Source organism: Wolbachia endosymbiont of Aedes aegypti (genome assembly GCF_021496215.1).
GTDB lineage: Bacteria > Pseudomonadota > Alphaproteobacteria > Rickettsiales > Anaplasmataceae > Wolbachia > Wolbachia pipientis.
In genome coordinates, this window is the sequence record NZ_CP090902.1 from 468,855 (window position 1) to 493,841 (window position 24,987).

20 protein-coding genes and 3 pseudogenes are annotated in these 24,987 nt (G+C 35.5%); 8 read left to right on the plus strand and 15 right to left on the minus strand.

What is annotated here, in order from left to right:
* Positions 1–118 precede the first annotated feature (118 nt).
* Entirely contained in the window at positions 119–1,441 is a 1,323-nt protein-coding gene (locus L0Z58_RS02395; protein WP_010962630.1) for a malic enzyme-like NAD(P)-binding protein, read from the plus strand.
* Between the two features lie 14 nt (positions 1,442–1,455).
* Here the strand turns inward: L0Z58_RS02395 and L0Z58_RS02400 are convergent, their stop codons facing one another.
* Positions 1,456–2,382, minus strand: coding sequence for a P44/Msp2 family outer membrane protein (locus tag L0Z58_RS02400; RefSeq protein ID WP_010962631.1), 927 nt, complete (start codon positions 2,380–2,382; stop codon positions 1,456–1,458).
* Between the two features lie 111 nt (positions 2,383–2,493).
* On the opposite strand from L0Z58_RS02400, the gene L0Z58_RS02405 reads away from it, so the two are divergent.
* Both L0Z58_RS02405 and grxD read left to right on the plus strand, forming a co-directional pair.
* Positions 2,494–2,712, plus strand: a complete 219-nt coding sequence (locus L0Z58_RS02405) for a BolA/IbaG family iron-sulfur metabolism protein (protein WP_006280012.1) — start codon at positions 2,494–2,496, stop codon at positions 2,710–2,712.
* Between the two features lie 15 nt (positions 2,713–2,727).
* On the plus strand, positions 2,728–3,051 hold the full coding sequence (grxD, locus tag L0Z58_RS02410) for a Grx4 family monothiol glutaredoxin (RefSeq protein WP_006280013.1): 324 nt from the start codon (positions 2,728–2,730) through the stop codon (positions 3,049–3,051).
* A gap of 194 nt (positions 3,052–3,245) precedes the next feature.
* Here the strand turns inward: grxD and fumC are convergent, their stop codons facing one another.
* The 5 genes from fumC to murC all read right to left on the minus strand — a co-directional run bounded on the left by fumC (position 3,246) and on the right by murC (position 8,818).
* The gene (gene fumC, locus L0Z58_RS02415) at positions 3,246–4,640 is read right to left on the minus strand and encodes a class II fumarate hydratase (protein ID WP_010962632.1); all 1,395 of its coding nucleotides are present in this window, start codon (positions 4,638–4,640) and stop codon (positions 3,246–3,248) included.
* Between the two features lie 221 nt (positions 4,641–4,861).
* A complete protein-coding gene (locus L0Z58_RS02420) occupies positions 4,862–5,017 on the minus strand; it encodes a hypothetical protein (RefSeq protein WP_179943761.1) in 156 nt (51 codons plus the stop codon).
* A 15-nt stretch (positions 5,018–5,032) separates the two neighbouring features.
* Positions 5,033–6,055, minus strand: a complete 1,023-nt coding sequence (gene cgtA, locus L0Z58_RS02425; RefSeq protein WP_010962633.1) for an Obg family GTPase CgtA — start codon at positions 6,053–6,055, stop codon at positions 5,033–5,035.
* On the minus strand, positions 6,043–7,317 hold the full coding sequence (eno, locus tag L0Z58_RS02430) for a phosphopyruvate hydratase (RefSeq protein WP_010962634.1): 1,275 nt from the start codon (positions 7,315–7,317) through the stop codon (positions 6,043–6,045). Before eno ends, cgtA begins: the two co-directional genes overlap by 13 nt.
* Before the next feature lie 4 nt (positions 7,318–7,321).
* Complete coding sequence (gene murC, locus L0Z58_RS02435) at positions 7,322–8,818, minus strand: UDP-N-acetylmuramate--L-alanine ligase (RefSeq protein WP_010962635.1); 1,497 nt, start codon at positions 8,816–8,818, stop codon at positions 7,322–7,324.
* 26 nt (positions 8,819–8,844) lie between these two features.
* Here murC and L0Z58_RS02440 point away from each other — a divergent pair, with 26 nt between their 5' ends.
* From L0Z58_RS02440 to L0Z58_RS02455, 3 genes and pseudogenes are all read left to right on the plus strand, one after another.
* Positions 8,845–9,519 (plus strand): septal ring lytic transglycosylase RlpA family protein, encoded by a 675-nt coding sequence (locus L0Z58_RS02440; RefSeq protein ID WP_010082236.1) that lies wholly within the window; start codon positions 8,845–8,847, stop codon positions 9,517–9,519.
* A gap of 849 nt (positions 9,520–10,368) precedes the next feature.
* Positions 10,369–11,733, plus strand: a pseudogene (locus tag L0Z58_RS02445) (ankyrin repeat domain-containing protein).
* Positions 11,734–11,867: 134 nt separating this feature from the next.
* A complete protein-coding gene (locus tag L0Z58_RS02455) occupies positions 11,868–13,355 on the plus strand; it encodes a type II secretion system protein GspD (RefSeq protein WP_022626270.1) in 1,488 nt (495 codons plus the stop codon).
* A gap of 7 nt (positions 13,356–13,362) precedes the next feature.
* Here L0Z58_RS02455 and L0Z58_RS02460 read toward each other — a convergent pair whose 3' ends face one another.
* Both L0Z58_RS02460 and mtaB read right to left on the minus strand, forming a co-directional pair.
* A complete protein-coding gene (locus L0Z58_RS02460; RefSeq protein ID WP_038228260.1) occupies positions 13,363–14,274 on the minus strand; it encodes an outer membrane protein in 912 nt (303 codons plus the stop codon).
* Between the two features lie 66 nt (positions 14,275–14,340).
* On the minus strand, positions 14,341–15,567 hold the full coding sequence (gene mtaB, locus L0Z58_RS02465) for a tRNA (N(6)-L-threonylcarbamoyladenosine(37)-C(2))-methylthiotransferase MtaB (protein WP_010962641.1): 1,227 nt from the start codon (positions 15,565–15,567) through the stop codon (positions 14,341–14,343).
* A 389-nt stretch (positions 15,568–15,956) separates the two neighbouring features.
* On the opposite strand from mtaB, the gene gatA reads away from it, so the two are divergent.
* A complete protein-coding gene (gene gatA / locus L0Z58_RS02470) occupies positions 15,957–17,426 on the plus strand; it encodes an Asp-tRNA(Asn)/Glu-tRNA(Gln) amidotransferase subunit GatA (protein ID WP_010962643.1) in 1,470 nt (489 codons plus the stop codon).
* Positions 17,427–17,787: 361 nt separating this feature from the next.
* Here the strand turns inward: gatA and ltrA are convergent, their stop codons facing one another.
* From ltrA to rnhA, 7 genes and pseudogenes are all read right to left on the minus strand, one after another.
* The gene (gene ltrA, locus L0Z58_RS02475; RefSeq protein WP_233700146.1) at positions 17,788–18,864 is read right to left on the minus strand and encodes a group II intron reverse transcriptase/maturase; all 1,077 of its coding nucleotides are present in this window, start codon (positions 18,862–18,864) and stop codon (positions 17,788–17,790) included.
* Entirely contained in the window at positions 18,861–19,100 is a 240-nt protein-coding gene (locus tag L0Z58_RS02480) for a hypothetical protein (protein WP_227738621.1), read from the minus strand. The genes ltrA and L0Z58_RS02480 overlap by 4 nt, the downstream gene beginning before the upstream one ends.
* Entirely contained in the window at positions 19,063–19,191 is a 129-nt protein-coding gene (locus L0Z58_RS06615; protein WP_255324786.1) for a hypothetical protein, read from the minus strand. Before L0Z58_RS06615 ends, L0Z58_RS02480 begins: the two co-directional genes overlap by 38 nt.
* A 390-nt stretch (positions 19,192–19,581) precedes the next feature.
* Positions 19,582–19,950 (minus strand): annotated as a pseudogene (locus L0Z58_RS02485) (DNA repair protein RadC); the annotation flags it as partial.
* Positions 19,951–20,119: 169 nt separating this feature from the next.
* Complete coding sequence (gene wmk / locus L0Z58_RS02490) at positions 20,120–21,058, minus strand: WO male-killing family protein Wmk (protein ID WP_010962645.1); 939 nt, start codon at positions 21,056–21,058, stop codon at positions 20,120–20,122.
* Positions 21,059–21,126: 68 nt separating this feature from the next.
* The gene (gene mutL, locus L0Z58_RS02495; protein ID WP_010962646.1) at positions 21,127–22,923 is read right to left on the minus strand and encodes a DNA mismatch repair endonuclease MutL; all 1,797 of its coding nucleotides are present in this window, start codon (positions 22,921–22,923) and stop codon (positions 21,127–21,129) included.
* An 89-nt stretch (positions 22,924–23,012) separates the two neighbouring features.
* Positions 23,013–23,434, minus strand: a pseudogene (gene rnhA / locus L0Z58_RS02500) (ribonuclease HI); the annotation flags it as partial.
* A 409-nt stretch (positions 23,435–23,843) separates the two neighbouring features.
* Between rnhA and L0Z58_RS02505 the strand changes: the two are divergent.
* Positions 23,844–24,773 (plus strand): Rpn family recombination-promoting nuclease/putative transposase, encoded by a 930-nt coding sequence (locus L0Z58_RS02505; protein WP_010962647.1) that lies wholly within the window; start codon positions 23,844–23,846, stop codon positions 24,771–24,773.
* Positions 24,774–24,987 lie beyond the last annotated feature (214 nt).

Consider the following 24,987-nt stretch of genomic DNA (forward strand, 5'->3'; position numbering starts at 1 on the left):
TAATAGGTAAACTTATACAGAAGTACAACAGAGTTCACAAGTTAATAGTTTACAATTGAACATTTATAAAAACTCCATATACTTAAAAAATACAAGCTTAAAATATAAGGATGTAATGATGAACGATGATTTAGATAGTACCACAAAACAAGAAGCGCTTAAGTATCACAGCAGAGGTGGTAACCCTGGTAAAATTTCAATCATGCCAACAAAACCTTTATCTACCCAGTATGATTTGTCACTTGCTTATTCCCCTGGTGTTGCAGCTCCGTGCCTTGAAATAGCTAAAAATCCTGAGGTTGTTTATGATTATACAGCAAAAAGCAACTGTGTTGCTGTCATTTCAAATGGCACTGCAGTGCTTGGACTTGGTAATATCGGTCCTCTTGCTGCAAAACCTGTCATGGAAGGCAAAGCTGTTTTATTTAAGCGTTTTGCTGATATTGATGCAGTTGATATAGAAGTTGGTACAGAAAATATAGAAGATTTCATCAATGCAGTAAGGTATCTTGGGCCAAGTTGGGGGGGGATAAATTTAGAAGATATAAGATCTCCCGATTGTTTTATAATAGAGAAACGCCTGAATGAACTGATGGATATTCCAGTGTTCCATGATGACCAGCATGGAACTGCGGTGGTTGTTGCAGCTGGCATAGAAAATGCTCTTGATATTGTTGAAAAGAAATTAGAGGACGTTAAGATCATTATGAATGGTGCTGGAGCAGCCGGTATTGCATGTTTAGAAATACTAAAGTCCATGGGCGCTAAAAATATAGTGCTGTGTGATAAGCAAGGAGTAATATACAAAGGTAGAAACGAGGATATGAATGAGTGGAAGGAAAAGTATGCAATTGATACTTCCGAACGTTCTCTACTTGATACAATAAAAGGCGCTGATGTATTCATCGGACTATCTGCAAAAGATGTGTTAAATGAAGAGATGTTAAAGAGTATGGGCAAAGACCCGATTATTTTTGCTCTTGCCAATCCCGATCCAGAAGTAAGGCCTGAGTTTGCAAAATCTGTGAGGCCAGATGCAATAATTGCAACTGGTAGGTCAGATTACAACAACCAAGTCAACAACGTAATGGGTTTTCCTTATATATTTAGAGGGGCACTTGATGTACATGCAACAACAATAAATGATGAAATGAAAATTGCAGCTGCAGATGCAATAGCAAAGCTTGCCCGTGAGCCAGTACCAGGTGAGATATCTGCAGTCTATGGCAGTCGTAAAATGGGCTATGGACGTGAATATATAATACCTACTCCATTTGACCCAAGATTAATTTCTATAGTAGCTCCTGCTGTTGCAAAAGCCGCAGTTGATTCAGGTGTTGCAAGAAAGGCAATACAAGATTGGAGTAAATATGAAAATCAATTAAAATCTCGTCTTTCTAATGTTCTCAGCACGCTGAATTTACTATCTTCACATATGTAATTTATTGGATAAAGTTAAAAGTGATAAACCAACCCAAACTCTAAGCCATATATGCCAAACCTATTGGTAATGGTTGCAGTTGTTGATTCAACACGTGCAGTTTCATCAACTTTACTTCCTCCACCGGCAGGAATATATCCTTCACCAGCTAGTATCTTTATTCCTGGTACAATATCTTTAAATTGGTTATCAAGGATACCAAAATAGCGTAAACCAGCAAATGCTTGAGTTTGTGCTGTAAGTTGGTGATTGATACCAAGTTTTGCTTGGTAAGCCAAGGCATATCTGGTTTTTCCTAGAAATTTAACCCTAGTTACACCTGCACCAATACCAACATATGGGGTGAATGGCATTTTTGCTATATTAAAATCACGATATACATTGACCATTCCAGCTAAGTTATTAAAACCTTCATTTTTCATCTTAAATGCAGCTCTGAACTCTGCTTCAACACTACAATTTTCTTGAATGTGAATATCAACCTTTCCACTTCTCCAAGGTGAATTGCATTCCGCTCCAGTAGACGCATCATTGTGACGACGAAGTTCAATATATCTTGCTTTTTTCTTATCTGAATAATCTTCATCATATAAGTTAGTCTGAGAATATAAGCCTTCAAACTCAACTCTCATATTTTTGAATAAATACCCTATTGCAGCACTACCGGCAAACCCTGGAACATATTTAGGACTGTATCCAGCTTCAATTCGCTCCTTCTTATTAAAACTAAAAACCCCCTCTGTTATATTGTCACCTGCATCTTCTTTTCCTTCTAGAGAACCTATTGCATTGAAGAATGCTCCAAAATAGTTAGCTTTGATGTAAACATTCTCTAAGTTATTTATTTTATCATCGTAAGATAAGCACCTAAATGAAAAAGTTAGCAAAACCAATAGATATGTGAATTTAAATCTTTCGCCCACCACAAAGCCTCCCTGCATAATTTGTCATTCCATTATTATAGTATGCTTCTATTTTTTATGATAGCAACTTTTTATTGCGCTCAATCGTTTTAGATTTATAATGAAAGTATTGTAATTTAAAGCAAATCAATGACTATTGCAATTCACGAATTAGAGAGGATCATCAAACAATCGTTCCCCGACGCTGATATAAAGATTCATGATCTTGCTGGAGATGATGACCATTATCATTTAAAAATAAACTCCAAGTGTTTTCTTGGAAAGACAAAAATAGAACAGCATAAAATGGTATATAAAGCTCTGGAAGGTCAGTCTATACACGCCTTGCAACTGGAAACTAATACTTAAAAATAAGGTGAATTTATGAGCAATTTTGAACAAATAAAAAAAGATATAACAGAAAATGATGTGGTATTGTATATGAAAGGCACTTCTGATTTTCCTCAATGCGGATTCTCTGGACTCGTCGTGTCAATCCTAAAAAAATTGAACGTGAAGTTTAAGTATATTAACGTGTTGGAGAATGATGAAATACGTGAATCTATAAAAAAGTTTTCTGATTGGCCAACAATTCCACAATTATATATAAAGGAAGAGTTTATTGGTGGTTGCGACATCACTCGCGAGATGTACGAAAAAGGCGAACTGCAAAGTTTATTGAAGGAAAAAAAAATTATTGCGGAATAAGTACCAAGAAACCAGTGCCCAGACGCTGGATAACGTAGTATAGCTATGAAAAAGGATCTTATGTCTTAAACCGTATCCGTTCAGGGGAGCGGCAAAATAAGGTAGACAAAGCAAGATAATAATGTTGATGTTAACACTATTGTCAAGTTTACTGGCCTTTCTATTAGTGAGATTGAAGAATTAAGTGTGAGCGGTTACAAATAATTTACCATTTCTTCTGGTTTCACTATCCTTTCAAACTCTTCCTCAGTGAGCAGTTGAAGTTTTGCTGCTGCTTCCTTTAGAGTGATATTTTCTTTATAAGCAAGCTTCGCTATTTTTGCTGCATTGTCGTACCCTATATGCGTATTTAATATAGTGACCAACATCAACGACTGATTCAGTAAATCTTTTATCCTCTCTTCATTTGCTTTAATACCAACTACACATTTTTCTGTAAAATTTAAACTTGCGTCAGCTAAAAGTCTTATAGACTGCAAAACATTGTAAATTATCACTGGCTTAAACACATTCAATTCAAAATGACCGTTTGAACCACTAATGGTTACAGCAACATGATTTCCCATAACTTGAGTGCATACCATAGTCACCGCTTCACACTGAGTTGGATTCACTTTACCTGGCATAATTGAAGAACCAGGCTCATTTTCCGGTAACATTATTTCCCCAATTCCGCATCTTGGACCAGAACCAAGCAACCTTATATCATTTGCAATTTTCATTAAACTGACTGCTACTGTATTGAGTGTTCCACTGAGCTCAACTAAAGCATCATTTGCTGCTAGCGCTTCAAATTTATTGCCTGCTGAAGTAAATGGAAGGTTAGTAATTCCTGCAACTTGCTTTGCAAAATCTTCAGCAAAACCCTTTTTAGTATTGAGTCCCGTGCCAACCGCAGTGCCACCTTGTGCAAGCTCGTATATACCACTTAAAGTTGATTTTACTCTCTCTATCCCCTTTTTAATCTGGGCTGCATAGCCAGAAAACTCCTGTCCTAGTGTTAGGGGCGTTGCATCTTGCAGATGAGTACGTCCTACTTTTATTATATCTTTAAATTCCTGAACCTTATTATCCAGCACCTTATGCAATTTTTCAAGATTTGGAATAAGCAAGCAGTTTATTTGCTCTGCTGCTGCTATATGCATTGCTGTTGGAAAGGTGTCATTTGACGACTGACCATAATTCACATGATCATTTGGATGTATTGGAGATTTACTACCCAAATTACCACCTAAAATCTCTATTGCACGATTGCTGATCACTTCATTCATATTCATATTAGTCTGCGTTCCGGATCCGGTTTGCCAAACAACAAGCGGAAATTCATTATTAAATTTGCCATCTATTACTTCCCTCGCGGCTGTGCAAATTGCGTCCCCTACCCTATCATCTATAACACCATGTTTCATATTAACACGCGCTGCTGCAAGTTTTACTATTGCTAATGCTTTAATCAGAGGCTCTGGCATTTTTTCTGTGCCAATCTTAAAATTTTCTAAAGAACGCTGAGTCTGTGCTCCCCAGTAATGTTCACTTGGTACTTTTACTTCCCCTAAGCTGTCTGATTCTATTCTCGTCTTTCTATCCATATTTTCCTCCTGGTGTTATGCAAACTGGTTCACTACATAATTTTTTCATGCCTACTTCTTTGTTAATTAAATCATACTAGATCCAAGTAGTCAAGTGTACGAACATTGCAATTTTCAGTTAACTTGCATGGTAGATGCAAGTAGCTGACACTGATTCACTTTATGATGGTGTCATTCCAGTCTGGAATCCAGCCTTTTCATAATCATCAAAACGTTGTATTTTAACATAAAACGGCTACTTTTATGCTTACCAACTTAATAAAATTCCTGGATCCCAGTGTCTGGGCACTGGGATGACACCCTTCTGGTGGACTCAAATCACGATGTTTGCACAGCTGTACGCTTAGTTCTGGTTGCACGCTACCATTCTTGTACATCCATAAATAGAAAATTTACGCTTTAAAAGGATCATATACATCGATTTCCTTAGAATTACTCTTTTTCAATTTTTCACTTAATAATCTTAAAATAGGCTGTAAATCACCATTAATTGATAAGCACAGCACTTCTTTATTGAGATAATTAGCTAGGTGATTCTTCTTTTCCAGAATTTCTGCTTCCCTCAATAAGTCGCATTTGTTTAATACTACAATCTCTTCTTTTTCAACAAGATCACTATTGTAAAGTTCCAATTCATTATGGATACAACTATAAGCCAAAACAACGTCATCGTGAGTTACATCGATTAAATGAAGTAAAATTTGACACCTTTCTATGTGCTTTAAAAATTTATGCCCGAGCCCAACTCCAAGGTGAGCATCAGTAATTATTCCAGGAATATCTGCTATTACAACTTCGCTATCATCCACTTTTACCATGCCTAAATGAGGTCTTACGGTGGTAAATGGATAATCGCCTACTTTTGTATCGGAATTTGAGCAGCGAGTCAAAAATTTTGATTTACCTGCGTTTGGCATGCCAATAATTCCAACATCTGATAAAACTTTTAGTTTTAATAATACATGTTTTTCTTCGCCAGGCTGACCGTAAGTAAAATGTCTTGGTGCCTTATTAGTAGAAGATTTAAAATTAGTATTTCCAAGTCCACCTTTTCCACCCTGTGCTACTTGAAATTCCATACCAGGCTTGTCAAGGTCTACTATTATCTCTTCACTTTCTTCATCAATTATTTGTGCACCGACTGGAACTTTAAGTATAACGTCTTTCCCTGCTGTGCCAGATCTATCCCTGCCTGCACCATTTTTTCCACTATCTGCTTTAATGTGTCTTCTATAACGAAAATGAAGCAAAGTGTTGAGATTAGCGTCGCTGATGAAAACTATGTTTCCACCCTTTCCTCCATTACCACCATTTGGACCACCAAATTCAACGAACTTTTCTCGACGAAAACTTGCACAGCCATCACCACCGTCACCAGCTTTTAAACACAATTTTACTTCGTCTATAAAACCCATGCTAACCCACGATAATATTTAGCATCCTTTCCTAATGCGCTTTCTATTCTGATTAGCTCGTTATACTTCGCGAGTCTATCAGAACGCGATAGCGACCCGGTTTTTATTTGCCCGCAATTTGACGCAACTGCTATATGAGATATTGTTGTGTCTTCTGTTTCACCTGAGCGATGAGAAACAACAGCTTTATAGCCATTTGATTTTGCCATTTCAATAGCAGCAAAAGTTTCTGTTAACGTCCCTATTTGATTTGGCTTGATCAGTACAGCATTTGCCATTTTTTCCTCTATTCCTTTGCATATCAGTTCACAATTTGTAACAAACAAATCATCCCCAACCAATTGAATTTTACTCCCCAATTTTGCAGTAAGTAATTTCCAACCTTCATAGTCGTCTTCACTCATTGCATCTTCTATAGAAATTATTGGATATCTTTCCACAAGATTACAATAATATTCAGTCAACTCTTCTGAAGTAAGATCTCTGTGTTCAAATTTGTAAATTCCATCTTCATAAAAAGTAGATGAAGCAACATCAAGGCCTAGTGCAAAATCACTTTGCGCTGAATAACCTGCTGATTCTATAACGTATATGATCAAATCAAGTGCTTCTTCAGTACTTTCAATATTTGGTGCAAAACCACCTTCATCCCCTACATTTGTGCTATAACCTTTTTTCTTAAGAATGCTACGTAAGTTGTGGAATACCTCCGCAGATATTCTAATCGCTTCGCTGAAAGTCTCAGCACCGACCGGAAGAATCATGAATTCTTGGAAATCGAGCTTATTGTCTGCATGTACTCCACCATTAATTATGTTAATGAGTGGAACCGGCATAACACTCGTCTGCTTTCCTCCCAAATATCTATATAGCGGCATTTTGAAACTGTTTGCTGCTGCTTTTGCAACTGCAAGAGACACACCCAAAGTTGCATTTGCTCCAAGTTTTGATTTGTTTTTTGTTCCATCCAGTTCAATTAATGCTTTATCAATTGCATTTTGGTCCGCTGCATTCATTCCAATGATTTCATCTGCTATTATCCCATTTACAGCTTGAACAGCTTTCAGCACTCCCTTACCACAATACCTTTTCTCATCTTGGTCCCTGAGTTCCAAGACTTCTAATTTACCGGTTGAAGCTCCAGAAGGTACAGATGCCCTGCCTATTGCACCATCACAGAGCTCAATTTCTACCTCAATAGTGGGGTAACCCCTGCTATCTAAAATTTCTCTTGCAAATACGTTATTGATTACCTTATTCATTACATTAAACCTTAACTTCCGCAATAAGTGCTGCAGTTTCCTTTGCCAATTTAGCTATATTACTACCAGCACCAATAAATAATACTATATTACTTGGACTTGTCGAATCACTAATAAAATGTGAAATGAGCAAAGCATCATTCATAATTTTTGTGTTATTAAATCCATTACTGATTAAAGCTTTTTGTATATCATCAATCCCACAACCAGGAATAGGCTTGTCTTCTGGGGGATGAACAGGAGTGAGGATGACATAATCAAACATCATGAAAATGCGTATGAATTCATCAAAAAAATTACGAATGCGGGCAAAACGAAGTGGTTCGATAATTCCTATTACTTTTCCTTTAGTAATCGAACGTGCAGCCGTTAAAGTTGCATATATTTCATTTGGATGATGGGCATAATCCTCAATTAACTTAACACCTTTAATATCGGCAATCAAAGAGAATCTTCTTGCTACTCCTTGAAATTCCAAAAGGCCTTTTTTAATATCTGCATCGCTAATTCCGAGCTTTATCGCAACTGATATTGCAGCTAGGGCGTTGCTTACTTTGTGAATTCCAATTGCATTTGATAGTACTATGTTTTTTAAAGGGCTGGATCCCAGTGTCACGCACTGGGATGACATCTCTGTACACTTTCCTTTTGTCATTCCAGCACGTAATGCTGGAATCCAGTTGTTCAACACATCAAATTCTATGCTGTTAGCATGCTGTTTAATGTTGCTGGCTCTTATGCTACCATTCTCAAACCCAAACGTTATAGAATTACCCGCATCATAATCGATGTCTACAGAATCAGGTAAAACTGCAGAACCTGCATTATTCACGAATTGGGAAAATGCATTTTTGATATTATCAAATGTGCCGTAATAATCTATGTGGTCATTGTTGATACTTGTTATGACAGCAATCTTTGCAGGGATTTTTAGCATAGTTCCATCAGACTCATCAGCCTCGATCAGAAAAGTGTCACTCCCTCCAAGTTTGAAGTTGCTCTTATAGGAATTTAATATCCCTCCTACAGTTACAGTCGCATCAATGCCAGAATGATCAAAAATGGAAGCAATCATAGCGGTTGTTGTTGTCTTTCCGCTTGAACCTGAAACCGCTATCACATATTTACCTTTCATAATTTCAGCAAGTATGTCTGATCTATGCAAAACGGTTTTATTGTTATTTTTTGCCGCAATTAACTCCACATTATCAAATTCTATTGCAGAAGAATGTACAACTATTTGAGCTTGGCTTATATTATTAGCATTGTGACCAATAAAAACCTCTATACCTAGCTTTTGTAACTTATTTATATTGTCGTTTGATTGTGCATCACTGCCTTGAACTTTGCAATTGGAATTGTGAAGAATTTCAGCAATGGCACTCATTCCGATTCCACCTATACCAATAATATGTATTATTCCTTTTTGAGTTTTGTTAATATTTAGCAGTAGATGTTTACTCATTACTAAATTTATTATAGTATAATTTAAAATCCTCATAGTATCGAACCCTCTTACCGAATACAATGATAAAAAACCTAACCTTTCTATGTCTAATATTTGTTTTGATAAGTAGCTGCAGTTTTAGCAACAGGTTTAACTGCACTGCAGGTCATTATAAAATTGGCAGCAGCTACACAATAAATGGTATAACTTATTATCCAAAAAACTGTAAACACTATGAAGAGATAGGGATAGCATCGTGGTATGGAATAGAAGATCATGGCACACTTACAGCAAATGGTGAAGCGTTTAACCGTCACTTGATCTCTGCAGCGCATAAGACTTTGCCCTTACCCTGCTTTGTTCTTGTCACTAATTTAGAAAACGGAAGAAAGCTTGTTACAAGGGTTAACGATAGAGGGCCTTTTATTGAAGGCAGAATAATAGACTTATCAGAAAAAGCAGCTCAAGTCTTAGGATTTCATAAATCTGGGCTTGCAAAAGTAAAAGTTCAATACCTAAGAAAGATGTCAGAACAATTGATACAAAATACTCCTCATTACAGAAAGCAATATGAAAAAGAAATGCAGAAACGTCATCCGAAACAAGACAGTGCAGAAAGTAAGGGATATGTTGCATTTTTTAAAAGTGCTCAGGCTGCTAAATCAGCTGCATCAAAGCTTCGCAATCAAGGAATAAAAAATGTTAGATTGCTTTTTAAGAACGATCAATATTGCGTGAAAGTGAGTTATAGGTAGTGGTGAGTGCAGAATTTGAAAGATTTGGTTAATGTAAGGAACGCTGGCTAACTATTGTAAGTTAAAAATGTGATATAAAAAAGATATCAACAATTTATAGCTATACCACCGCGATATCTCTTAGCCGCTAACACGTAGCGGAATGACGAGCTTATCGTCACGCCACCGCTAACCGTCATACCGCGATTTATTTGCGGTATCTCAGCCGCTAACAAGTAGCGAAATGACAGCAATCCTACGTCATGCCGCCGCTAACCGTCATACCGCGATTCATTCGCGGTATCTCAGCCGCTAACAAGTAGCAGAATGACAGCAATCCTACGTCATACCGTCACGGTATCTCTAGATCCCGCTAACAAGTAGCGGGATACTTGACCTTTACAGGAATGACAGTTGTCGTTTAGCTATAAATGTTAAGAAATTTACCAAATAAAAAAAAAGGCAAAGAAACCCTAGGGTAGCTAGTATTCAAATTCTCCCTTGTCTATTTGACGTCTTTTACTGTCTTAAACACTTTATAAGCGCGTTTCGGTTTGTATAGGTAGAAACCTAAAAGTTTTATAAAGACATGAGGTGCACATAGTGCAAAAAATTAAGCATGATTTACGCCAAATACATTAAGTTTTTTGTCATTAATCCACTGCAGAGATTGCGAAGATAAATAAATAGCTTCAGTTTCATGATAAGAGGGCTGGCGGAGTTTGTCAAGTAAGTTTTTCGTTTCATCCAATGCGCTGCCAAAAGTTTGTTATGCAAGAATGCACTAGCCATTTCTCACAGATTCATTTAAACTTAATCAAGTAGGAGTATTATTAACGCGAAAAGAGTTTAATTAGAGATTTAAGTGATATGGCGCGTGAGGAAGATATAAACCAATTAGTAGAAAATGGATTTGATATTAACTCAAAAGATGCAAGTGGAATCACTCTCTTGCATAAGTTCACAAAAGAAGGCGATTTAGTTGGAGTAAAGTCATTACTAGAGCACGAAGCTGATTTCAATGTCGTAGACAACGAAAATAGAAACCCTCTGCATTACGCCATTATGCATGGACACAAGAAAGTTGCTAAACTTTTTGTTAACCAACTGACAATTAATTCCAAGGATAAAAATGGATTCACTCCACTGCACCTTGCTGCACTACAAGATGACACGGAATTAATAGATTTTTTGATAACAAAAGGCGCAAAAATTAATGAAAAAGATGCCAAAGAGGGCTATACTCCTCTTCATATAGCTTCACTATACGGTTCTAAAAAAAGCGTCCAAATTTTAATTGATAGCGGAGCAAATCTCGAATGTGAAGATAACAATTTTCGTACTCCTTTGTTTTTAACCATTTATCAATGCACCGCACATTATGACAGCAGAGCAGAAATTATAGAATATCTGATAAAGAAAGGTGCAAATATAGAAGCCAAAGATGCAGAAAATAACACTACGCTTTTCCTAGCAGCGTATAACAACAAAATGCAAATAGTAAAACTTATTGCAAAAAAACAGCAAGCAAGTAACGATAAAATTAAACTTAAAGAGTTTTTTTGCACAAAAAACAACCATGGTTTTGATGCGTTAGATTGCGCTATTGAACATAATAATAGAAAAATGGTAACATTTCTTGTTTCAAAGGGAATAGAAGCAAACGATCAAGATTTTAATGGTAACGCTAGGCTGCATAAAGCTAGCCATAATGGTAACACTAAAACAGTTAAGCTCTTATTGAAGCTTAAGGTAAACGTTAATGCTGTTACTAAATGTAACAGAACTCCCTTGCTACTCGCAGTTAAAAAAGGCCATACACAAATTGTGAAAATGTTATTGGAAGTTAGAGCCAATATGAACATTTGTGAGCAATAAGGTTTTGCACCTCTACATCTTGCTGTTCAAAAGGATTATTTTGATATAGCTCAGTTGTTAACAGAAAAAGGTGCAGACCTTAACATTAAGTGCAATAACGGTCATACCGCAATAGATATGTTCATTAGCAAGGCTCATAGCAAAAAAAACATCGAAGAAAATTACAAAAAATTTTGTAGATTTTTGATGCTTTATCTGAAAGAGCTACATAGTAAACACAAAGCCTGTTGTATACTTTCAACCCTAGCTCTAAGCTTAACAATTATAGGCTTACCATTTATTTTCAAGCCTATTATTAAATACAGAGAAAGAAGTACAATATATAAAAAAATTAGGGCTATGCTGGTCTACATTTAAGTACAAGAAGAGTATACAAAAAATACATAGCCAAAGCTAATACACGACAATTATCTGCTCGATGAAAATGAGATTAAATACATTTTTAATATTTTTATAGAAATCTATTAGTATAGATTTTGTATGCTGTTCTAATGGCTATTTTTAAATGCTTAATACTCCTCTTCATTATTTCTTGCACACATCTACCTACCAAGCAATATCCTATTAACATAGACAATTATAAGCACGATTATCCGTTGCAACAATATAACACCTCTTTGGAGATTAATGAACCGGCAATACCAGAAATTATGCCTTTACCAATAGAGTTTCCCGATCTCACAATCAGTAATCAGCTTATTTCTATTAATGTTAGTGAAGAAGTATCAGTAAAGGATTTGCTGATTGAGATAGGAAAACTTTCTGACGTTAACTTGGATATGGACCCAAAAATATCAGGTAATATTATTTTAAAGCTAAAAGATAAGGATATAAACGAAGTAATTCAGAGTATAGCAAATAGCGCCAAACTGCGTTACTCAACAAGTAATGGTGTAATTAGAATTGAGCAGGACTTGCCATACGCACAAAATTATTACGTAGACTTCATCAATATTCAACATTCTGCTCAAAGCAGTTTCGTCATTAATAACAATATTACTAACAGTGATGGAAGTAACGTTGATAGGGACTATAACAATGTTATGAAGTCTCAATACAGTAGTGACTTATGGAATTCATTAGAAAAAGGCTTGAATGCAATAATGGATGTTAACGGGGTGGATGATGGCGAATTCCTTTCATCCAACAGAGAAGCTGGTGTTATTATTTTGAATGCTAGAAAAGATATCCACAAAGCTGTTGAAGAATATATTAATAAGGTTAAGAAGTTAGCGTCTTCTCAAGTAATGATAGAGGCAAAAATAGTTGAAGTTGTGCTAGATGACAAATACCTTTCTGGTATGAACTTAAATGACTTACAAGATGGAACTAAGTCTATAATAAATCAAGATAACTCCATTATTAACCTAGCAATGAACTTTGGTGCAAATGATCTAGGAGATTTAGTAAAAAATTTAGACAAATTTGGCACTTCAACTGTAATTTCAAGCCCCAGAGTACATGCTATAAATAATCAGCAAGCGATGATTTCATTTACTAAAAACCATATTTATTTTACCTCCGATATACAAAAAGATACTAGAAACTCTAATCAGACCTTAATTACCAAGATGAATAGCGTCCCAATAGGTGTTGTGCTAATAATCCACCCAAGCATTAACATTGATACTAGTGAAATATTCATGGATATACATCCAACTTTATCAAGAATTAACGGCTACACTAAAGATCCAGATATAGAGTACGTCGCACAGCAGAGTAAAATGAAATTAAATAGCGACATTCCAATTGTTGAAATCAGAGAAATGAACTCTATGTTAAAAATTAAGAGCGGTGAAATTATGGTAATCGGCGGGCTTATAGAACATAGAGAAGATAAGCAAAGCTTATTGCATCAGAAATCAAAAAGGCTAGCGAATAATATTAGAACAGTAGAAACTGTCATTTTTTTAAAAGCAACAACCGTACCAACATTTGGTTTGTTAGATAGAAAAGATAAGAATTTATATATATATTAAATTATCACTAAAAATTAAATATCAAACCAACTTCAATATTGTGAGTAGATATGTCATCTGCAACAGGTATCGGAACGCTAAAGTAACGATAGCCGAGAAAGGTTTTGATTTCTGGGATTATTGAATAATCAACACCAAGTTTTATTTGATAAGCAAACCAAGGAACATTCAGTGGCATTGAACTTTGGGGTGACCCATTAATCCTTTTTAATCTAAAAACTGTTGGTCCTATACCAAGACCGATGTACGGAGCAAATTGTGTATCCTGAACGCTGGGATTATAATAGAAGTTTAACAAAAACGCAAATATACTTGCTGATTTATCAAATACCGGAGGAGAATTACTATCTTCAATATTGGCTATAGAATACGCGGCTTCAAAATCAATTTTACCATTTTCTCCAGCATAGTAACCTAAAGACATGCTGCTAAACCACTGGAAATCAATTTTACCATCAAATTGCTGTATACTTTTCATTTCATCTGCCACTATATTTTTTATTATAAAACCATAATGACTTTCAACTAAAGTTAGGACTCTTTTTCCTATTTCTTGTATACCCTTTACAAATATTTCTGAATTATCATGGTATACCTTACCACCGTTAGCGCTAACATAAAAATCAAGTTTTTTTGATTTTTCTTTTGTAGGCTCAGCTTGATCTGCAATACGTGACCACATATTTTTCTGATCAGCTACTTGGAAAACAGAAGGTGGACTACTTTCAAGTTCTTGATATTTTATTGGTATTTCTTTTGCAGTAACCTCCTCAGAACGTATCACACTTTTATTATTGTCTGTTTCTAATTTTAAGGGTTGTACTTGCTCAATGTGTGTATCATTACTAATATAAGTAATAAAAAAATAGACACATGAAATGAAAATCAAAAATAAAGTAATAGATATTCTAGTTATCATAAATGAATTCACAATTATCATTTACAGTATAATTACTATATCGTATATTTCTTCAATGTACAAAAATTAAGAAAAAATATTTCCAATTAGATAATTATTTTCCACTCCTTTAACATTAACTTTCACAATACTCTTGGCTTGAGCTTTTGATTCAAGCTTTATTAATGCAAAATTTTCTGTTCTACCGACATTATTTTGCTCAACCAGAACACTTTGCTTAGTGTTGATCAAGGATTGACAAAAACTGCTCATAATTTCTTTATTTACTTCTCTTAAATTTTTTACTCGTTCTTTACGCACATTCTCTGGTACTTGTGGCATTCGTGCAGCAGGTGTATTTTTCCGCTCTGAATATGGAAAAGCATGTAGGTAAACTATATTTGTTTTTTTCAGTAAATCAACTGTATCCTGAAACATTTCATCAGTTTCTGTTGGAAATCCAGCAATAATATCAGCGCCAAATGCTATATTAGGCCTCAAGCTCTTCATTTTATGACAAAATTCTATCACTTGTTCTCTGTTGTGACGACGCTTCATTCTCTTTAGTATTAAATTATTACCAGATTGTAGACTCAAATGTAAATGAGGCATAAGTCTTGACTCATTAGCTATTAAATCCATTAATTCGTCGTCAACTTCAGCAACATCGATAGAGGAAAGTCTTAGCCTCTTCAACTCTGGTATATCCTTTAAAACTCTCCTAATCATTGAACCAAGTGATGGCTTACCCAACAAATCTGTACCAAAGTCAGTAATATCAACCCCTGTAAACACTACTTCTTGATATCCATTTTCTACAAAGATCCTGATTTGCTCTATAATACTGTTTATTGGCACAGATCGATTATTCCCTCTTGCCTCAGTAATTGAACAAAATGTGCAGCTATGATTACAACCATTTTGAATTTCAATAAATGCCCTTGACTTATCTTCAAATCCATTAATTAGAACAGGTTCTACTTGGTTATCACTGACCAAGATTTTATCGTCATTTAGTAAGTAATTTTCAGCTTTTAGCTTATCTTGATTACCGAGCACTTTACTTACACCAGGAATGCTACTGTAAACTTCTGGATCCAACTGAACAGCACAACCAACTACGATAATTTCTTTATTTGGATCATTTTTGTAAATCTTACGTATCTTTTGCTTTACCTGACGTTCTGCTTCGTTTGTCACTGCACAGCTATGCACCACAACAACATTTTCTCTCTTTGCTTTTTTTAATGCTTCTTTGATTAACTCGCTCTCGTAAAAATTTAGACGACAACCAAATGTTATCACTTCATTCATGTTAGTATTTTTTGCTTTAATAGACCTAAATTATATCAAATATCCAAGCAAAGTCTCTTGCATGACTATTTTTTTGTAAATAAATGCTATGCAAGCAGCAGACACTGGGATCTCAACGATTTTCACTCAGACACAGTATCACTCCTTTGCTGATTATAGTCTTTTGACCTTTTTAAGATACAATCCGGATTGGATACTGAGTTGGTGAGTATAAAAGTATAGCTTCTACGTCATACCGCTGCGGTATCTCTTAGCAGCTAACAAGTAGCGGGATGACGATTGTCGGTGAATCTAAGTTACCTTAGCTACATTTCTAGCTGTAACTATAAATGTATGGATTTTTTATCGTGCCATGTTATAATTAACGTCTTGCTAAAAATTAAATATTGATGAATGAACTAAGAAAGTTAAGTATTACACAAATGCATGACGGGCTCAAAAAAAAGAGTTTTTCTGCCGTTGAACTCGTAGAGGCGCACATCAGTGCGGTTGAAAATGAGAAATTAAATGCATTTATAACAAAAACCCCAGAGATAGCAATGAAAGCTGCTAAAGCTGCAGATGAACATTTCTCTAGGCAAAAGGATGATTTAATCTCGCCGCTCATGGGTGTACCAGTTGGCATCAAAGATCTATTCTGTACAAAAGGAATAAAAACAACAGCATGCTCAAAAATGCTGGAAAATTTCGTTCCGACTTACGAATCTACGGTGTCTGACTTGCTTTTAAAAAGTGGAGCAGCCATGCTCGGTAAGCTTAATATGGATGAATTTGCTATGGGTTCTGCGAACACAAATAGCTATTTTGGCCCTGTTGAAAATGTGTGGATTAGAAAAAGCGATGGGGAAAAAGTTGTTCCTGGTGGATCATCTGGTGGATCTGCAGCATCGGTGGCTGGATTTTTATGCGCTGGAGCACTAGGGAGTGACACCGGTGGATCTGTGCGCCAACCAGCAGCTTATTGTGGAGTGGTTGGAATAAAGCCAACTTATGGAAGATGCTCGCGTTTTGGTATGATTGCATTTGCGAGTTCTCTAGATCAAGCAGGAGTCATTACTCGTTCTGTCTCTGATTCAGCATTAATGCTGGAAGCAATCTGTGGCTATGATACAAAAGATTCAATATCAAGCGAAAAGCCAGTGCCTAAATTTTCTAGCTTTATAAATGGTGATGTCAAGGGTAAGCGTATTGGTATACCAAAAGAATATAGGATGGATGGAATTTCAGAGGAAATAGTCCATAATTGGGAGAAAGTTGCTTCCTATTTAAAAGAAAATGGCGCTGAAGTTGTTGACGTTACTCTGCCACATACTAAATATGCAATACCAGTCTATTATTTAATTTGTTCTGCTGAAACTTCATCCAATCTTGCTCGTTATGACGGTGTGCGTTATGGGTTCAGGGTTGATGCTGATACCCTTGAAGAAATGTATTCACTAACAAGAGCAGAAGGTTTCGGTAAAGAGGTGAAAAGAAGAATTTTAATTGGCGCTTATGCGCTTTCCTCAGGTCATTACAATGAATATTACGAAAAAGCACAGTGTATCAGGGCATTAATCAGAAATGATTTTATAAAAGCGTTTGAAAAAATAGATTACATACTTGTGCCATCTGCTCCAACAGAAGCTTTTGGCTTAAATGAAAAGCCAGATCCGCTAATTATGTGCATCAATGATGTGTTTACTGTGCCGGCAAGTCTGGCAGGATTGCCTGCTATTTCTGTTCCTGTTGGGCTCTCCAATGAGGGTTTACCACTTGCCTTGCAAGTGATTGGAAATTATTATGATGAAGCTGGAATATTAAATGTGGCAAGTGTGATAGAGCAAAATTGCGGCAGAATAATTAGACCTCTTGCATAATCTATTTTTTGATAGTAATTTTTGCATTAAAATTTGCTTACGCTCCTCAACGTACTCTATGGTTCCATTTTTAGATGAATAGCAAAAACAGGGTATATTAATCTGTTTACAAAATTTTCGTGTAACAGTTCACACTTAATTAAACAGACTGAATTCTGTAATTTTGGGATGTTGAAAAATTTACCTCACGTTGTCATTCCAGCGCATAACGCTGAAATCCAGATTTATAGAAACGAAAAAACTTGCTTGACGTCTGGTAGAGACTCATGACCTTGAAACCAGCGATTTGGTCTCATAACCATAGTCTCCCCAAAAGAACCGTGCTTGCGGATTTCCCGCACACGGCTCCACAATACAGCGTTCACACTAGTGCTCCTGTGTATAAAGAAACATATACCTTTGGTTTTGGTAATGGATTTACTTTTAAATAGTGTATAAATTGTTCCCAATCCATACTTTTCTTTTGACTACGTCGGTTTATCCACTTAAATGCTAACTTTGTTACCGGTCGATAGAATTGAATCAAACACCGATAATTTCCGCTAACTCCGAAGTAGCTATAGTGTCCTGTTAGTTTGGCTTTAAGTTTCTGCCACCAATCTTTGAGACAGATACGACTTCGTACCATCTTCAACCATTCTTTGATTTCTTTAATCTTTCTGGCTAGGCTTATTTTTGAAGTTTTCTGCTTCATCATAAGTTTACCATTACGACTTTTTCCACAATAATGTGTAAATCCTAGAAAGTTGAAGCTAGCCGTCCTACGTTTCTCTCTTTCTGCTTGATACCATTCTTTCTTACCAAACTTTACTATTTTTGTTTTATTTTCAGCTATTTCCAACCCAAATTTACTTAGTCTTTGTTTCAGTAATTCTAGAAATTCTTTTGCGTCTTCTTCCCTCTCGCAGCCAACTACAAAATCGTCGCAAAACCTTATTAGCTGTAAATATCCTCTGGCTTTTGGCTTAAATTTCTTTTCAAACCATAAGTCCAGCACATAGTGTAAGTATATATTAGCTAAGACAGGGCTTACTATACCACCTTGTGGTGTGCCTTGATCGGTTGCTTTATAACATCCAACTTCGACTATTCCTGCCTTTAGAAATCGTTTTATTAACCACAATAAATTTGGGTCAGCTATTCGTTCCCTTAGACAATTCATTAGCCATTTATGTTGAACATTATCAAAGAACTTCTTGATATCCACTTCTACAATATAGTTAATTGGTTTGTGCATAACTGCTTTATCTAGAGCGTTTATCGCCTGATGACAATTTCTTCCTGGTCGAAATCCATACGAGCTGTCCATAAAGTTTGCTTCATAAATATTTTCTAATATCTTCTTTAGCATTACCTGTACCAACTTATCTTCCGTTGATGGTATTCCGAGACCGCGCTTCTCTTTGCTCCCGGCTTTGGGTATGTATACCCTTTTCACTGGTAGCGGTGATATTGTTTTCTCTTCATACTATCCACTAGTGTTTTAAGTTTCTCTTCTAGATTTTCTCCATAAGCTTCCACTGTCACACGATCTATACCACAAGCCTTGTTGCGTTTTAGTTCCTTATAACACTCTGCAAGATTCTCTTCATTAATCAAATGAACTAATGATGTAAATTTTACTCGCTTATCTTGCTTAGCCCTTACTGCTATCTGGTTTAGTTTTCCTTGCATACTCCTCTAATCTCTGTTGTATTGGTATAGCAATCCCTATACCAGTCACTATATTGCTAACCGCTTCCCCTTGTATGTGGCTTTCCCACACTCCGAGTACTATCAGTTAGTCCGACTTCCTTTGCATCTTCCTCCAGTCCTCGCCTTTATTGACTTGTTCCAGAGTACCCTTACAGGAATACAAAGGATCTCCCAAGTTCACGTAAGGTCCATCTCAACATATGACGCGGCCTTCGATCCCGATGAGGTGAGTAATATCTTGCCTTAGCGTTATTACCCATGTTGCCTTCCACCAAATGTAAAGTGTCAGCCCCCATGACGCGTGAATTACGGGACTCAATACCTTCACTTTCGTTGCACCCTATGTTGTCCATTCCATTAGCTTTACTACGCTCGTTACCTTACGCAGCATAATGGTTTGTTCCAGGTTGCCGGCTAAGCTTTACCCGTGTTGGATTTTCACCAACTGTTCCTTACGCACTTCTTGGCGCACACCAATACTCACCCTCAAATATTTTACTATGGTTTCCAAGTTATCCATTACAGGTCCTTTCTTTAACTCTTCTCTTGGTACTCTCTTTGCAGCTTCCTTTAGGCATAAAACTACTGCTACTGTAGAGTCAGTTATCCCTTCTATAGTTTTCAAGTCATCTATTTCCTGGCCTAAAACTCCTCCTATTCCAAAACTATCTATTAGCTTTCTAGCAATAATTCGAGCTTCTTCCCTGTCATGCACTGCACTTAGAAACGTTTCTATTACTTCACGATCAAGTAGTGCTTTACCGTTGCTTTCTAATGCTCTGAATTCTATTTCTTCTCTACGATCTTTACTGTTTTCCTTATTATTCATAAAAATTACCCTTCACTAATAACAAAATGTTTTTATATATTTACTGCTGTTTTTTATCAGCATTGGCATAAGGCCATAGCTTTTGAGTGAAGTCAAATCAATTTTTCAATCTTTTTTACTTATTTTTTCATCAAAAAGTAAAGATATTAATAGATACTGATTTTTTATTTTAAATTTGTTGAATTTCGTCTAAAGAGATGCCCACTGTTTTTAAAATAATATTGATAGAAATTCCTTCCTTAACTAAGTTCTTTGCAATTTTTATCTTTTCTATTTTCTTTACTTTCTCTTTGCAAATTTGTATGCTTTCAAGCAGAGACTTTATTAGTACATCACGTAGTTCTTGGCTTTTAATCTTTTTGTATTCTTCTATTAACCTTGATAGCTCTGCTTCACTATTCTCATTTTCTCTTGTTTCTGGAAGCAGATCTGTAATATTAATTAATAGTACCTTTGCTATTTCATTCAACATTTCAAGTGAAACAGCAGCTCGTCCTTGTTCATATTCATATATTCTTTGATTTATTATGCCCACTTTACTTGCTAAATCTTCTTGAGTGTATCCTCTTCTCAATCTCCATTCTTTTATTCTTTGACCTACTTTATACGGAATGGAAATTTTTTTCTCATCATTATCATATTCATCAATAGATAAACTGGTCGTTTGAGAGATAACATGAGCAGAAACTCCTTCCTTAACTAAACCCTTTGCCACCTCTACTTTTACTGCCTTTCCACTTTCTTCCTCACTAATACGGATGAATTTAGTTAATAAATAAAACGTTTCTCGTAATTCTTGGTCCTTAATCTCTTTATGTCTTCTTACTAGATTTAATATCTCTTCTTCCTCATACCTTTCCTCATTTGATACTTCTTGTCCGCAAGCTAGATCTCTAGCAGTTGTTGATAATGCTTCTGCTAATTCATATAACTTCTTAATTGAAATTCTGCGTGTTCCTTTTTCATATTGCAGTATTACCTGATATGTTGTATCGATTTTTTTTGCTAAATCTTTTTGAGTATATCCCTTTGCTAACCTACGATTTCTTACTTCCTGTCCTATTACTTTGTAATCTAAAAAATTAGAGCATTTATTCTCTTTTTTCACATTTTATACTCCATAACCAGAAGAGCTGTTACGTATACTTAATTGGGAACCTTTTTGACAAACTGAACTCATCTCCTTTCAAACAATTTTTCTATATCAATTAGTTTCATTTCTATATAAGTTGGTCTTTCATGACCAGAATATGGAGTTTTCTCAATTTGTCTTAGTATCTCATTCATCTCTTCCAATTTCATTTTTCTTCCTGCTCCATGGCAAGCGATTGTGGCTGATATTTTATTCACCTTATCCTCTATTGGCAACGTATCTTCCATTTCCATTAACTTATCTACTATATCAACTAGCATCTCTTTTATATCTATTGTTCCCAAGATTGCAGGTATTTCTTTTATCGTTACTTTATCTTCTGATTGTATTTCAATATCAAAACCCATTTCAAAAAGCTCATCTTTATAAGTTTTAACCATCCCCATTCCAGCTTGGTTTTTAATTTCAACTGTTTCAGGAAGAAGTTTTTGTCTTTTTATGCTTGATTTTTGCTTTAAGCACTCGTATATCAACCTCTCATAGGCTGCATGTTGATCTACTATAATCAGCCTATCTCCAGCCTCAGCAATAATGTAAGTATTGTGGACCTGACAACGTGCATATCCTAGGGGATGATCCTCTACCAAATCAATTTGCTTCCTTTCTAAAACCATCGTTCCCTTTTGGGGTAGGGATTCTCCATACTTAAAAGTTTCTGGTAAGCTTTGTCTTCTTTCATCTGGTGCATTGAATTCTTTCATTAGACGATTTTCTAAAAGACTTGGTCTCTTTTCATAAAACTCTTTTTGATCTTTTTTCTCTTGACTATCAACCTGCTCTTGGCTTTTACTATCATTAAAAATTAGCTCCTCTTCAATACCTTGATCACCCGCTGCAAATCTCGTTGATAGTGTTTTTATTATCCCTCTTCTCACTATTTCATATATTAGCCTTTTATTCTGAAATCTTACTTCCGATTTATTTGGATGCACATTTACATCTACTTGGTCATATGGTACTTCTAAATGCAACACTGCAAAAGGATACCTATTGTTTGGAATAAAATCGTGATACGCATATCTAATTGCACCAACAAGTAGATTGTCTTTTATTGGCCTTCCATTAACAAACGTATAAATCTGAGTTGAGTTGCCACGATTGACATTAGGTTTACAGATGTGTCCCTTAAGTTTGATGCCTTCTTCTTCCTCTTTAACTTCCAGTGAATTGCTTTGAAATTCTTCTTCTATTTCACATAATCTGTTGAACAGCGAAGTTTGCTTAACATATTTTAAGAGCTTTTTATTACCAGAAGTGAGAGTAAACCCAATACTATAATTAATCATCGCTAAGTTATTCACAATATCAACAATACTTTGTGTTTCTGCCCTTTCGGTTTTTAGAAACTTTAGTCTATTTGGTGTAGCAAAAAATAAGTCACGAACTTCAATATATGTACCTTGCAACAAAGAACAAGGGGTAATCTCTCTTATTTTTTCTCCTCCCTCATACCTTATAGACCATGCTTCCTTTGCTCCACTTGCCTTAGACGATAATTTCATTCTGCTTACTGCTGCAATTGAAGGCAGAGCCTCTCCTCTAAAGCCAAGATGTCTGATCTCTATTAACTCACTATCACTTAATTTTGAAGTGGCATGCCTCATAAGTGCTAGTTCCAGATCGTTCTTTTCTATTCCATTTCCATCATCTATCACAGTTATAAGGTTACGTCCACCACTTTCTATTTTAATCTCTATTTCTGAACTTCCAGCATCTATTGCATTTTCTACTAATTCCTTTACTAAACTCGCTGGCCTTTCTATTACCTCTCCTGCTGCTATACGGTTTATAGTTTTTGTGTCTAAAAGAATTATTGCCATAACACTCCCTCCAATCTATGAAACTTAGAGCTCCCTCTATTTTTTTGTGATTTCTTGATCTCACAATCTCTATATTTTAGCTTTTTAGATTCCTTTCTAGCAAGTCTATCTGCCTCTTCATTATAGGTATTACCACTGTGAGCTCTAACCCACTTCCAATTAACATCATGCTGTAAAGCAACTTCATCTAGCTCCTGCCATAATTCCCTGTTCTTTACTGGCTTTTTATCAGCTGTCTTCCAACCATTTGTTTTCCACTTGTTGATCCATCCTGTTATACCTTGTTTAATATACTGACTATCAGTGTGTACAATAACTTTGCAGGAAATTTTTAACATCTTTAGTCCATTAATTACAGCCTTTAGCTCCATCTTGTTATTTGTTTTCACCTCCAGAGATACGTTTTTTGATAAAGACACTTTTATTTTCATACATTACCACGGCTGCCCATCCACCAGGCCCTGGATTTCCATCCATCTGTATATATTATAACCTTCTTTTTTTCGCCCATACTTACAGGATATAGATCCAACGTAAATTTGCTACCAAAATATGTTGATATTATTTTTTGAATATTTTAAAATATAAGGTGTGAGAGATTGACAAACCTGTCCTCACGATGTTAGGTAAATCGTAATTGAGCTTTTAGGCTCGTATTTTTATTAGGAGGTTAGTCTCTCACACTGAAAATAAATATTTTTAAGCTCTTAATAGCTCATCAATTCATTTGCTGTGGTTTTAAGGCCTTTTATAAGGCAACTATAAAAAGATGATATCCCCTCTTTCATCTAAAGCCTTAAATGCAATTCTCAGATGATCTCTGACAGACGTTTTTTCATCAACACATTTAAAACAATAAAAAGATTGAACATTTCCTCACAATTGTGTATAATAATTAATGCTTTTTATCTTACTTTCTCATGGCTCTTTCCAAGTTTCTTGACGCACGCAACGATTATGCCTTCAAAAGAATATTTGGCACCGAGAAGAATAAAGATATCCTCATTCATTTCTTGAACGATATTTTAGGCTTTACTGGCTTGGCTGCTATTCACGATGTTGAATTCTTAGCTACCATTTTGGATCCTGAGATTGCCGCTAAAAAGCAAAGTATTGTCGATGTTCTTTGTAAAGACTCTCAAGGTTCAAGATATATTATAGAAATGCAGTTCACTAAGACCAAGGGCTTCGAAAAGCGTGCTCAATATTATGCTGCCAAAGCCTACTTAAGTCAAGCTGATCAAGGTGATGATTATCATAACCTCAAAGAAATTATCTTTATTGCTGTTGCTGATTGTATTATTTTTCCAGATAAGTCTGAGTATAAATCTAATCATGTCATTTTAGATCAAAATAGCTTTGAACATGACTTAAAGGATTTTTACTTCGTATTCATAGAATTACCAAAATTTACAAAGACAAAAGAAGACCAACTAGAAAATATAGTAGAAAAATGGTGTTATTTTTTCCGATATGCAGCAGAAACAAACGAAGAAGACCTAGATAAAATAGTTGGTAGTGACGTAATAATAAAACGAGCTTATGAAGAGATGAATAAGTTTAATTGGTCAGAAGAAGAGTTACTAGCATATGAGCAAATGAAAAAACGCATAATGGATGAGATTGCTGCTTTCGCTCAAAAATTTGATGAGGGTCTTAAAGTTGGTCACGAAAAAGGTAGACAAGAAGGCATCCAAATCGGCCATGAAAAAGGTAAAATTGAAGGTAAAATTGAAGGTAAAATTGAAGTTGCAAAAAACTCACTCAAGGCCGGTGTCTCTATAGATGTTATCGCTCAAATTACCGGTCTCTCTCATTCTGAAATTTTACAACTCAAGGAAAAAACATAATTATTCACTTCAACATTTATGAAAACCTTCTCTAAGTTCGACATATCACCTAATTAAGAATCTAGTGAACTATCTAAAACAGCTATGAAGATTGCACAAAGAATTATATAAATTACTATCATAACGTTACCCAAACTTCTATATCAAAGCTACGTGCTGTAAGTTCAATATGGAAAATACATTAATCACTTAGCATTTAATGTCTACTTCATCC

Bases quoted from the DNA above. Each gene is read 5' to 3' on its own strand.
- cgtA (WP_010962633.1), bottom strand. From the start codon at position 6,055: ATGGGTTTTATAGACGAAGTAAAATTGTGTTTAAAAGCTGGTGACGGT.
- mutL (WP_010962646.1), bottom strand. From the start codon at position 22,923: ATGGCAATAATTCTTTTAGACACAAAAACTATAAACCGTATAGCAGCA.
- L0Z58_RS02505 (WP_010962647.1), top strand. From the start codon at position 23,844: ATGGCTCTTTCCAAGTTTCTTGACGCACGCAACGATTATGCCTTCAAA.
- L0Z58_RS02420 (WP_179943761.1), bottom strand. From the start codon at position 5,017: ATGTACAAGAATGGTAGCGTGCAACCAGAACTAAGCGTACAGCTGTGC.
- L0Z58_RS02455 (WP_022626270.1), top strand. From the start codon at position 11,868: ATGGCTATTTTTAAATGCTTAATACTCCTCTTCATTATTTCTTGCACA.
- eno (WP_010962634.1), bottom strand. From the start codon at position 7,317: ATGAATAAGGTAATCAATAACGTATTTGCAAGAGAAATTTTAGATAGC.
- L0Z58_RS02440 (WP_010082236.1), top strand. From the start codon at position 8,845: ATGATAAAAAACCTAACCTTTCTATGTCTAATATTTGTTTTGATAAGT.
- murC (WP_010962635.1), bottom strand. From the start codon at position 8,818: ATGAGGATTTTAAATTATACTATAATAAATTTAGTAATGAGTAAACAT.
- grxD (WP_006280013.1), top strand. From the start codon at position 2,728: ATGAGCAATTTTGAACAAATAAAAAAAGATATAACAGAAAATGATGTG.
- L0Z58_RS02400 (WP_010962631.1), bottom strand. From the start codon at position 2,382: ATGCAGGGAGGCTTTGTGGTGGGCGAAAGATTTAAATTCACATATCTA.
- L0Z58_RS02480 (WP_227738621.1), bottom strand. From the start codon at position 19,100: ATGCAAGGAAAACTAAACCAGATAGCAGTAAGGGCTAAGCAAGATAAG.
- L0Z58_RS02460 (WP_038228260.1), bottom strand. From the start codon at position 14,274: ATGATAACTAGAATATCTATTACTTTATTTTTGATTTTCATTTCATGT.
- L0Z58_RS02395 (WP_010962630.1), top strand. From the start codon at position 119: ATGAACGATGATTTAGATAGTACCACAAAACAAGAAGCGCTTAAGTAT.
- gatA (WP_010962643.1), top strand. From the start codon at position 15,957: ATGAATGAACTAAGAAAGTTAAGTATTACACAAATGCATGACGGGCTC.
- L0Z58_RS02405 (WP_006280012.1), top strand. From the start codon at position 2,494: ATGACTATTGCAATTCACGAATTAGAGAGGATCATCAAACAATCGTTC.
- mtaB (WP_010962641.1), bottom strand. From the start codon at position 15,567: ATGAATGAAGTGATAACATTTGGTTGTCGTCTAAATTTTTACGAGAGC.
- fumC (WP_010962632.1), bottom strand. From the start codon at position 4,640: ATGGATAGAAAGACGAGAATAGAATCAGACAGCTTAGGGGAAGTAAAA.